Consider the following 10767-nt stretch of genomic DNA (forward strand, 5'->3'; position numbering starts at 1 on the left):
TAAAAATGTTTTAGTTTTAGAAGATTTGATCCATCAGTCATTCCAGTTGTACTTTGATGTTTCAATGCTGTAAAGATACAATCTATCACTCATTCCAGTTATACTTTGAAGTCTCAAGGCTGTGGTGATATAGTCTTCCGTTTTCAACATCAGCACTCATCTGGGCTTTAAGTTCGTCTACGCCGCTGAATTTCATTTCAGGTCTTTTGAACGAAAGCAGTGATACTGAGATATCCTTGTCATAAAGGTCTCCTGAAAAGTCATACAGATAAGTTTCCGATACTATGATCTTCTCTTCTGTAATAGTGGGCTTCGTGCCAATATTGGTCATTCCGCGAAGAATCTTATCTCCAACACGAACGATAGAATAATATACTCCGTTAGGAGGAAGGAGTTTTTCTTCAGAAGGAATAACATTAACAGTAGGAATTCCTATTGTCCTTCCAAGTGCGCGTCCATGGCTTACAGTTCCGTGGAGGGTGTAAGGACTTCCTAGAAGTCTTGATACTCTTTCCATGTTACCTTTAGCAACTTCTTTTCTTATAAGAGTTGAGCTGACTTCCTGATCTTCAATCTCAACCTTATCTATAAGGTGAGTCTCGAATCCAAGTTCCTGTCCCATCTGTGAAAGAAGCTTCCAGTCGCCTTTTCCTTTATCGCCAAAAGATACATCGAGGCCTGCTGCTACGTAAGCAGCTCCCATCTGTTCTACAAGAAAGCGCTTTACAAATTCTTCCGGGGGAGTTGCTGCAGTTTCTGCATTCATTGGGAATTCTATCAGAACATCTATTCCGTTTTCTGAAAACCAGGCCCTCTTTTCCTGCCTTGTAGAAAGTCCCGGAACAATGTGACCTGCAAAAAAAGATGCAGGTGAAGGGTCAAATGTGAATATGACTACCTTTCTTCCGTTATTCTTCTCTTCTATAAGGTCAGAAATAAGTTTTCTGTGGCCTTTGTGAATTCCATCAAACTTACCTATGGCAACGGCTGTAGGTCCTTCTATATGAAAATCTGTTGTGTCTTTGATCAGTTCCATCTTTGTCCTTAGCAAAATCGTTATTGTGGTGTGTAGAAATTCTTATCTACTCTGAAGTTTCTTAATTTATCGTTGTATTTATATACACCGAAGAATACTCCGTCTTCGTCATATACTCTTATTCTTGTTCCGTCAGAGTACATAGCTTCTTTTTTCTGAGAATCCTGTGCTTTTGTAGGCTCTGTATCTGCAATATCCTTAAGTGTAAAAGGATTACCGTTCTCTATGAGCTTGCGGCTATTCTTAAGGATATGGACGCTGTCGAGGTCTTTGAAGAAGTCTTCTACAGGTACTACAACATCGTCAACTCTGTCTTCATCCCTGAGCTTTTCAAGCTGTCCCAGTGTTATGGCAGTGTCAAGGTGGAAGCTTCCAACAGCTGTCCTTGTAAGATGTGCCATTGCTCCGCCGCAGCCAAGTCTTTGACCTATATCATTACAAAGGGTGCGGATGTAAGTACCTTTACTGCATCTGACTTCCATTGTAAATTCATGTCTGTCTGACAGATGACTTGTATCAAGGATAGATATTGAATCAATATGGATTTTTCTTGGCTTTCTCTCTATCTCTTTGCCTTCTCTGGCAAGCTCATAAAGCTTCTTGCCACCAACTTTAATAGCAGAATACATAGGTGGGATCTGGTCGTAGTCACCTACAAATGCCTGAACCGCATCATTTAATTCTGTAACATCAGGAATAGTGTCATCGCCATGCTCTGTAAGTATAGTTCCTGTCATGTCCTGAGTGTCTGTTTCTACGCCCAGTCTGCATACAGCAATATATTCCTTGGTATGGTCTGTGAGCTCTTCGACAAGTCTTGTACCTGTTCCTACACAGCACACAAGTACGCCCACAGCTTCAGGATCAAGTGTTCCTGTATGGCCAATCTTCTTCATCTTGAGGATGCCTCGCATTTTGGCAACAACATCATTAGATGTAAAGCCCGGCTCTTTGTATATGTTTATAAGTCCATTGTAATTATTTTTCATGATCAAACCTGTTCGTCATATTAAGACAGGGGAACGACTATTCATCGTTCCCCTGTCGCTTCTTCTGACGTTATTTACTAATTGACTCTTCGATCTTGGCAATTACTTTGGCAAGGATATCATCGATATCACCCTGCATTGTAATTCCGGCAGCTCTGTCATGGCCGCCACCTCCGAATGTCTCAGCTACTTTTGCCACGTTAACTGATCCATCGCTTCGAAGTGATAATTTATACTCATTATCAGAAAGCTGATGAGCATAAAGTGCACATCCAACTCCCGATGTAAGTTTAAGCTGGCTTACAATTCCTTCAAGATCGCTTCCCTTGGCATCATACTCTTCCATTGTTTTAGAATCTGTAACAGATACTATAACCTTGCCATCAAGGATGAGTTTACTGTCAAGTATTGCTCTTGCAAGAAGCTGCATCTGCTTATAGGTCTTTTCATAAAAGACGTGATCTATAAGCTTGTCAAACTCAAATCCGTAAGTAATAAGCTTACCAGCAACTTCCATTGTTTTTTTGGAAGTGCTTGAGTATTTGAATACTCCTGTGTCAGTGACCATTCCTGTATAAAGTGCCATAGCGATATTCTTATCAACTATCTCAGGATCCATCACGCCGTAGCAAAGCTCGCATACGCTGCTTGCTTCAGGATATATATAATTTATATCTCCGGTACCTTCTTTGTTGGAAATATGATGATCTATATTGATTCTGATCTTAGCATTATCGAAAAAGACTTCAGCACCATCTGTACGGCCCTTGCCAGTGTCCAGAATAATAAATGCATCATAATGTTCAACATCAGTCTGATACTGTGTGTTGACATCTTCAGTGCCCGGAATGAAAGAATACACTTCCGGTATCTCCTGAAGGAACACATCTATTCTTGCAGACGGGTATACCTTTTTGAGGTACAGATACATTCCCATACATGAGCCTACACAGTCTCCGTCAGGTCTTACGTGGCCTGCGATACCTATAGTCTCAGCGCTTCCGATTTCTTTTTCAATTCTCATCATAATCCTGTTCTTCCTCTTCTCCACGAGCTGCTCTTGCTTCATCATCTCTTGCCTTAACTTCATCGATCTTCTTGGTCATATCAATAGCATACTCTATTGAATCGTCCATGATGAATCTCAGCTGAGGTGTATTACGAAGGTTGATAGTACGTGCAAGTGTAGAACGAATATATCCGGAAGCACTCTGAAGTCCTTCCATGGTCTGCTGACGATCTTCATCGTTACCAAGAACGCTGACCCATATCTTACAGGTCTTAAGATCCGGAGCAACCTCGACATCCATAACGGATGTCATAGGGCTGATACGGGGATCCTTGGAAAATCTGATAGCTTCAGCTACGACCTTCATAACTTCGCCGTTAATTCGGCTGTTCTTTATACTGTTTTTTCTCATAAGCTTAGTCCCTCGGAACTTCTACCATGATATAAGCTTCAATGTTATCGCCAACATTCATGCCGTCAAATCCGTCAAATACAAGACCACATTCATAGCCTTCCTTAACTTCCTTGACATCGTCCTTGAAACGCTTGAGTGACTTAAGGTCACCTTCGAAGATCATCTCATCGCCTCTTCTTACGCGAACCTTGCAGCCCTTCTGGATGTTACCGTCAAGTACGAATGAACCTGCGATATTACCGATAGAAGATGCCTTGAATATCTGACGAACCTCAGCATGTCCGGTGATCTTCTCTTCATATACAGGAGCAAGCATACCCTTAAGAGCAGCTTCTACATCATCGATAGCCTGGTAGATAACCTTGTAAAGCTTGATCTCTACGCCTTCGTGCTCAGCCATTGACTTAGCAGTTGCATCAGGTCTTACATCGAAGCCGATGATGATAGCGTTAGATGCAGATGCAAGTGATACATCAGACTCTGTGATAGCACCAACGCCGCCATGGATAACCTTAACCATAACTTCTTCGTTGGATAGCTTCATAAGACTTGCCTTAAGAGCTTCAACTGAACCCTGTACGTCAGCCTTGATGATGATATCAAGCTCTTTGAGCTTACCTTCTTCAATCTTGGAGTACAGATCATCAAGTGACATCTTAGCCTTAGTCTCTTCGATAAGGTCTTTCTTGTGCTGCTGCATGTAGATGTTAGCATACTGCTTAGCTTCCTTATCGGAGTTGTGAGCGATAAATACTTCACCAGCGTTAGGTACGTCTGAAAGACCAAGGATCTCTACAGGCTGTGAAGGAGTTGCTTCCTTAACACGTCTGCCCTTATCATCAGCCATAGCACGTACACGACCTGAGCTTGCACCAGCAGAGATGAAATCTCCAACGTGGAGTGTACCCTTCTGTACGAGTACGTTAGCAACAGGACCTCTACCCTTATCAAGCTTAGCCTCAAGAACGAGACCTCTTGCTGTACGGTTAGGATTAGCCTTGAGCTCAAGGATATCAGCTGTAAGGATGATAGTCTCAAGGAGAGTATCGATTCCTTCGCCGGTCTTAGCAGATACAGGTACGAATTCTGTTGATCCGCCCCAATCTGTAGCGATAAGACCATATTCTGTAAGCTCCTGCTTAACGCGGTCGATATTAGCACTTGGCTTATCGATCTTGTTAACTGCAACGATGATCTCGATGTTAGCTGCCTTAGCATGGTTGATAGCTTCTACAGTCTGAGGCATTACACCGTCGTCAGCTGCTACAACAAGTACAGCGATATCTGTTGAGTTAGCACCACGCATACGCATTGCTGTGAATGCTTCGTGACCAGGAGTATCAAGGAATGTAACCTTTCTGTCCTTAACAGATACCATATAAGCACCGATCTTCTGTGTGATACCACCAGCCTCTTTTTCAGTAACTGCGCTATCACGGATCTTATCAAGAAGTGATGTCTTACCATGGTCAACGTGACCCATTACGCAGACAACAGGTGCTCTTGAAACAAGATCCTTCTCATCTTCTTCATCCTCTTTAAGGAGTTCTTCGATAACATCGACCTGAACTTCCTTCTCGCAGATGATCTCATACTCAATTGCAATATTCTCAGCTTCTTCATATGAAAGAGCTGTATTAACTGTAACAATCTGTCCTGCAAGGAAGAGCTTCTTGATGATAACAGATGGCTGCATCTTCATCTTCTCAGCAAGTTCCTTGATTGTAAGACTTTCAGGAATTGTTATTGTCTTGATCTGCTCAACAGGCTCTTCTTCCTTCTTAACCTCAGGCTTGATGAAGCGGCCTACGCGCTTGCTGCGTGGCATTTCCTCTTCTTCATAGTCCTTCTTAGTCTTCTTATCCTTGTCGAATCTACGATCATTATGACGATTAGTCTTCTCTGTAGGAGCATCAGAAGCTGCGCTAAATGCTGCTCCCTGATTTCCTCTTCCCTGACCTGGTCTTCCACCCTGACCGTTTCTGTCAAAGCTTCTTCCGCCGCCCTGACCGTTTCTGTCAAATGATGGTCTTCCATTCATGCCGCCCTGGCCGTTCCTTCCGCCCTGACCATTTCTGTCAAAGCTTCTTCCGCCGCCCTGGCCGTTTCTGTCAAAGTTTCTTGCACCACCCTGGCCATTTCTGTCGCCACGGTCGTTTCTATCATTTCTGCCCTGACCGTTTCTTGGAGCACCGGAATTTCTGTCATTTCTATTCTGACCCTGTCTACGATCATCGAAATTTCTATTCTGGTTAGCACCGTTCTTATTATCACGAGCCTGGTTATTGTCAGAAGCTTTAGCTTCAACGTTTACAGGCTTCTTAACTTCTTCTGCCTTTGGAGCAGGAGCTTCCTGTGCCTTAGGAGCTGTCTCTGCTACAGGCTTAGCAGGCTGAGCAGCCTTAGGTGCCTGTGGCTTAACTGTTTCTACAACAGGCTTATCTTCTGTCTTACGAATGTTTGATTCATATTCAAGCTGAGAAGGTGCTGTCTTTGGCTTGATAGGATGATATACATTCTGACTTGAAGCGAATGATCCGTTTCTTCCATTCTGACCATTCTTGCCCTGTCCGTTTCTCTGATTGTCAGGACGCTGACTCTTCTGAGTCTGATTCTGTCCTGCTGATGAGTGGGATGATCCAAAAGAATTTCCTCTGGCATTACCCTGATTACTTACAATAATGATTTTCTTTTTCTTCTTTGGCTGATTGTCAGCACTTGCCTGACCAGCCTTTGGTGTTTTTTCTGCTGTTATCGTGTTCTTATCTTCCTTTGCTTCAGTTTCGCTTTTCTTATCTTCAGAAGCCTTAACTTCTGCCTTTGATTCCTTTTCAGCCTTTACAGGCTTATCTTCTTTGACAGCTGCGCCGCCTTTTTTGCCAAAATGTTTTCTGGCTAATTCTGCGTCTTCATCTTCAACAGAACTTGTGGAACGTTTTGCCGATTCAACGCCTTTTTCCTGCAAGAAGCTTACAACTTCCTTACCTTCTACTCCAAGCTCCTTAGCAAGTTCGGATATTTTAATCTTTGACATTCGTTTCCCCTCCGTTCTGTTCTATGGTCTGCAGTTTCTCTATTAGAGCTTTGGCAAGTCCCTGATCTGTGATCGCAAGACTGCTTCGCTCAGATTTGCCAATCGAAAGTCCTAAAAGATCTTTCTGTCCGAAGACTTTGACCTTTACATTATAGGACTTACATTTATTAAGCATCTCTTTCCTTGTATTGTCTGAAGCGTCAAGGCTTACTATTACAAGTTTCGCCTTGCCCGACTGGATATTCTGAAGTGTTCCGGTTTCACCCGAAGTCACCTTGCCGGCCTTCATGCACAGACCAAGGAAAGAATAAATCCCTTGTTCTTGTTTTGTCATGTCTGTGTGAACTCCTTCTCCAGCGCATCATAAATTTCAGCGTTGATACTTTGTTTAAAAGAACGCTCAAGGCCTTTGTTCTTGCGGGCTTTCTTGAAGCACTCGGCATCATCACATATATATGCTCCTCTGCCGTTCTGTCTGCCCGTCTTATCAAGAACGATCTCACCTTCCGGTGTCCTTATGATCCTTATAAGTTCTTTTTTACTTTTCATCTCGCCGCATCCGATGCATTGGCGCATCGGTATCTTTTTTGCCATTCAGACTCCTTTGTATGGATATATGATCCAGGCCTATAAATCAGGCCGGATCAAAATCTATGATTTAATTCTAAAAAACTGAGTAAAAATAACTTATTATAATTATTATTCTTCGTCAGATGACTCTTCATCAGCAGCTTCTTCGGAAATCTCCTCATCTGCCTCAAGTACTTCTTCATCGTACTCTTCAGAATACTCTTCATCTTCGTACTCTTCTTCGTCATCAAGATAGTCTTCATAACGGAATCCAGGAGCATCCTTAGCCTGAGTCTCAGACTTGATATCGATCTTATAGCCTGTAAGTCTTGCAGCAAGGCGGGCATTCTGTCCTTCCTTACCAATTGCAAGTGAGAGCTGATAATCAGGAACAACAACCTTAGCTGTCTTCTCATCAGGATCAGCAAATACTGCAACGATCTTAGCAGGTGAAAGAGCGTTCTGGATAAGGTTACCAGGGTTCTCATCCCATCCAATAACGTCGATCTTCTCGCCGCGAAGCTCTTCAACGATAAGATTTACTCTGCTTCCGTTAACACCTACGCAAGCTCCTACAGGATCAACGTTAGGATTCTTGGAATATACAGCGATCTTAGTACGGCTTCCAGCTTCTCTTGCGATAGCCTTAACTTCTACTGTACCGTCCTTGATCTCAGTAACTTCCTGCTCGAACAGGCGCTTAACAAGATCAGGATGTGTACGGGAAACAAGGATACGAGGTCCCTTGTTACCATTTCTAACCTCAAGGATATAAACTTTGATTCTGTCTGTAGGACGATAGCTCTCACCCTTAACCTGCTCATTCTCTGTGAGAATTGCATCAGCATGTCCAAGGTTGATAGAGATGTTGCGACCGATGAAACGCTGTACAACACCTGTTACAATATCGTGTTCTTTCTCAAAGTACTCATTATAGATAGCGCCGCGTTCTTCTTCGCGAATCTTCTGAAGAATGACGTTCTTGGCATTCTGTGTCGCAATACGACCGAAGTTCTTGGAGTCGAGCGGAACTCTTACTATATCGCCGACCTTTGCTTTCTTATCGATCTTGGCAGCATCTTCAGGGGAGATATCCTCTGATGGATCCATTACATCATCTGCTGTCTCCACTACTGTCTTCTCGGCATATAAATGGAATTCACAGGTCTTTCTGTCGACCTCGACTTTTACATTGTCCGCCTTGCCAAAGTTGTTCTTGCATGCGGTCATGAGAGAATTCTCAATTGCATCAAAAAGGCTTTCCTTACTGATATTCTTCTCTTTCTCCAATGCATCAAGTGCTTCCATAAGTTCTTTGCTCATGTCTTTTCCTCTTCTTCCTTTCTGCGTTTTCACGCATCACCATTAAAAATCAAGTGACAGTCTAATGACTGAAATATCTTTTCTAGTAAAAATCTTATCTGTATCCTGAATGGTTATAGTTACTGTTTCAGCATCAAATGCTTTAAGGATACCTGTAAATTCCTTGCAGCCATCGATAGGCTTGTAGGTCTTGATATCCACTTCAAGGCCGAGACTGTTCTCAAAATGTCTGTCCTTTTTGAGCTGTCTTCCAAGTCCTGGACTTGAAACCTCAAGTGTATAAGCATCTTCAATGAAGTCATCCGCATCAAGTGCATCTGACAGATCATGGCTTACATCAACGCAGTCGCCAATGTTTACTCCGCCTTCCTTGTCAATGTAGGCTCTAAGATACCAGTCACCTGCTTCCTTGACATACTCAACATCATAAACTGTCGTGCCATGCTTTTCGGCTATCGGCGTCAGAAGTTCTTCCGCCCTGCGTTCAATATCTTCTTTTCTCGACATATGCCACCTTTCACGTATTACGTATTGCAATCATGTTTATAAGTACTAATAGAATTACACAAAAAAGTGGACTCGCGAAAGTCCACTTCAACAAACCACATAATTACATTAAAACCATACCACCATTAAGCGAAAACGTCAAGTTTCCATGGGGCAGACCCGTACCTCTTTAAAGATTAGATCAAGAAATGATCTTTGAGGAAAAAAATATACCGCAAATTTCAATCTGCGGTAACTTTCGGGTTGGGCTGTTCATGTACCGCTTCAGCGGCTTCAAACAGTCAGTAGCTCGTATCGGAATCGAACCGGTGATTCTGCCGTGAGAGGGCAGCGTCTTAGCCTCTTGACCAACGAGCCATATTTAAATAGTTTTAAAAACTATCAGTAGCTCGTATCGGAATCGAACCGGTGATTCTGCCGTGAGAGGGCAGCGTCTTAGCCTCTTGACCAACGAGCCATATCTTGTGTCGGTGCACCTGACCGACTTGAATAAGATACCATGATATTTTTAATAATGCAAGCATTATTTTGAATTTTTTAAAAAAATATTTTTTCAGCGGCGCATTGTTACTGTTTCCTGAAGAGATGCAAGCTTATCTGCACAGCATACAAGTACTGCTTCTCTTGATTTTGGAGGATGAAGAAGTGTCAGTGGCCACATGTGACTACGAATGATCTGTGCCTCCTTATCTGTAAGGTTGAAATCGCGCTTTGCATTCTCCATAGCAGACTGGGGATGTGTAAATCCGTGCAGGTGGAAGAACTTATGAACAAGCTTAAAGGGCAAAAACCAGTTCTCCGGCGCTTTCTTAATCTCAAAATCTGTATGCCAGTCATAAAGGAAATAGTCATGAAGAAAAGCTCCTCTTATAAGCTCTTTCTCATTAGACTTAACCTTAAGCGCATTGTTCAGTGCATAAGACAGCTTTGCTACTCTCATACAATGATCAAAGGTCGTGATCTTTCCATGCTGTATATAGTTCTTCATTTGCTGCGTTCTTACATCTTCTGCGATTTCGTCCACAAGCAATCTGAAATGTTTTTCTCTTTCAACTCTTGTCATAAAAGTGCTTATTCCTTATCCGAGTCTTCTGATTGCCTGTCTGTGCGTTCAGGGAGACTTTTCTTAATCTTAGAACCTATACTCTCCAAATACTGCTTAACGCTTGACGCTGAAAAAGATCTTGTCTGAGAAGTATATTTCTGTATTGAAAACAGTGCATATTTCTGACGTTCTGTCAGCTTCGAAGTAAAGGCTGCATACTTTTCACGTAATTCGCCGGGTTTTTCAGATAATACTCTTATATTTTCTTCTATCTTATTATTAAAACCTGCTTCAAAATTGTCAAGTTTCTGTGTCAGGTCTATAAGAGACTGGGCTGTAAGAGCCGTATCTGCTGCAATAAGCCCCATCAGAAACAGTGCCATTATCTCTGCAAAAAGCGGTTGCATCTGTCCCTTTACAGTTTCCGAAACAGGGAGTACGAATTTTACTATAGCTGTTCCAGCAAGTCCAAAAGCAATGGTCGCGGGAAGGCATATCCTTCCATGGATGTTAAAAGGGGCATTTGAATAATCCCACCATCTTGCATTAAACCTTTTTTCAAGCATATAGCTTGTCACATATTCAAGTATAGCGCTTCCAAAGGCACATATTACAAATATCTCCCACACAGGAGTCACGCCGTCTACTGTCAGACTGAAATTTCCAAATACAATGGAACAGCTGACAGCTCCAACACCGTAAATAGGGCATACCGGACCATACAAAAAGCCTCTGTTACTCCAGTGCTTTGACTTTATGCTGCAGTATGTGCATTCGTATATCCAGCCAAAAAAGCTATAGACTACAAATTCAACAAAATATTTTGCAATTATCATACC

General features: G+C 42.5%; 11 protein-coding genes and 2 tRNA genes. All 13 read right to left on the reverse strand.

All coding sequences use genetic code 11. From position 1 onward, the window contains the following. Window positions 1-85: 85 nt before the first annotated feature. The 13 genes from ribF to WAA20_RS14460 all read right to left on the reverse strand — a co-directional run bounded on the left by ribF (window position 86) and on the right by WAA20_RS14460 (window position 10764). Window positions 86-1036, reverse strand: coding sequence for a riboflavin biosynthesis protein RibF (gene ribF / locus WAA20_RS14400; protein WP_073389420.1), 951 nt, complete (start codon window positions 1034-1036; stop codon window positions 86-88). Between the two features lie 20 nt (window positions 1037-1056). Further along, a complete protein-coding gene (gene truB, locus WAA20_RS14405) occupies window positions 1057-2025 on the reverse strand; it encodes a tRNA pseudouridine(55) synthase TruB (protein ID WP_073389419.1) in 969 nt (322 codons plus the stop codon). A gap of 70 nt (window positions 2026-2095) precedes the next feature. Then, entirely contained in the window at window positions 2096-3052 is a 957-nt protein-coding gene (locus WAA20_RS14410) for a bifunctional oligoribonuclease/PAP phosphatase NrnA (RefSeq protein WP_073389417.1), read from the reverse strand. Beyond that, window positions 3039-3446: a 30S ribosome-binding factor RbfA gene (gene rbfA / locus WAA20_RS14415; protein ID WP_073389415.1), complete on the reverse strand. Its 408-nt coding sequence runs from the start codon at window positions 3444-3446 to the stop codon at window positions 3039-3041. Before rbfA ends, WAA20_RS14410 begins: the two co-directional genes overlap by 14 nt. Before the next feature lie 4 nt (window positions 3447-3450). Continuing rightward, window positions 3451-6483: a translation initiation factor IF-2 gene (gene infB / locus WAA20_RS14420; protein WP_073389414.1), complete on the reverse strand. Its 3033-nt coding sequence runs from the start codon at window positions 6481-6483 to the stop codon at window positions 3451-3453. Then, window positions 6470-6817, reverse strand: coding sequence for a ribosomal L7Ae/L30e/S12e/Gadd45 family protein (locus WAA20_RS14425; protein ID WP_073389412.1), 348 nt, complete (start codon window positions 6815-6817; stop codon window positions 6470-6472). The genes infB and WAA20_RS14425 overlap by 14 nt, the downstream gene beginning before the upstream one ends. Then, window positions 6814-7077 (reverse strand): YlxR family protein, encoded by a 264-nt coding sequence (locus WAA20_RS14430; protein WP_073389411.1) that lies wholly within the window; start codon window positions 7075-7077, stop codon window positions 6814-6816. Before WAA20_RS14430 ends, WAA20_RS14425 begins: the two co-directional genes overlap by 4 nt. Window positions 7078-7182: 105 nt before the next feature. After that, the gene (gene nusA, locus WAA20_RS14435; protein ID WP_073389409.1) at window positions 7183-8376 is read right to left on the reverse strand and encodes a transcription termination factor NusA; all 1194 of its coding nucleotides are present in this window, start codon (window positions 8374-8376) and stop codon (window positions 7183-7185) included. 42 nt (window positions 8377-8418) lie between these two features. Next, window positions 8419-8883 carry a ribosome maturation factor RimP gene (gene rimP / locus WAA20_RS14440; RefSeq protein ID WP_073389408.1) on the reverse strand — a complete coding sequence of 155 codons (465 nt, stop codon included), beginning with the start codon at window positions 8881-8883 and terminating at the stop codon, window positions 8419-8421. 285 nt (window positions 8884-9168) lie between these two features. After that, a tRNA-Glu gene (locus WAA20_RS14445) sits at window positions 9169-9240 on the reverse strand. A gap of 28 nt (window positions 9241-9268) precedes the next feature. Then, a tRNA-Glu gene (locus WAA20_RS14450) sits at window positions 9269-9340 on the reverse strand. 96 nt (window positions 9341-9436) lie between these two features. Further along, window positions 9437-9946, reverse strand: coding sequence for an HD domain-containing protein (locus tag WAA20_RS14455; RefSeq protein ID WP_073389406.1), 510 nt, complete (start codon window positions 9944-9946; stop codon window positions 9437-9439). Between the two features lie 8 nt (window positions 9947-9954). Beyond that, entirely contained in the window at window positions 9955-10764 is an 810-nt protein-coding gene (locus tag WAA20_RS14460) for a putative ABC transporter permease (RefSeq protein ID WP_073389398.1), read from the reverse strand. Between the last annotated feature and the right edge of the window lie 3 nt (window positions 10765-10767).

The sequence above is a fragment of the Butyrivibrio fibrisolvens genome (assembly GCF_037113525.1).
Classification (GTDB): Bacteria; Bacillota; Clostridia; order Lachnospirales; family Lachnospiraceae; genus Butyrivibrio; species Butyrivibrio fibrisolvens.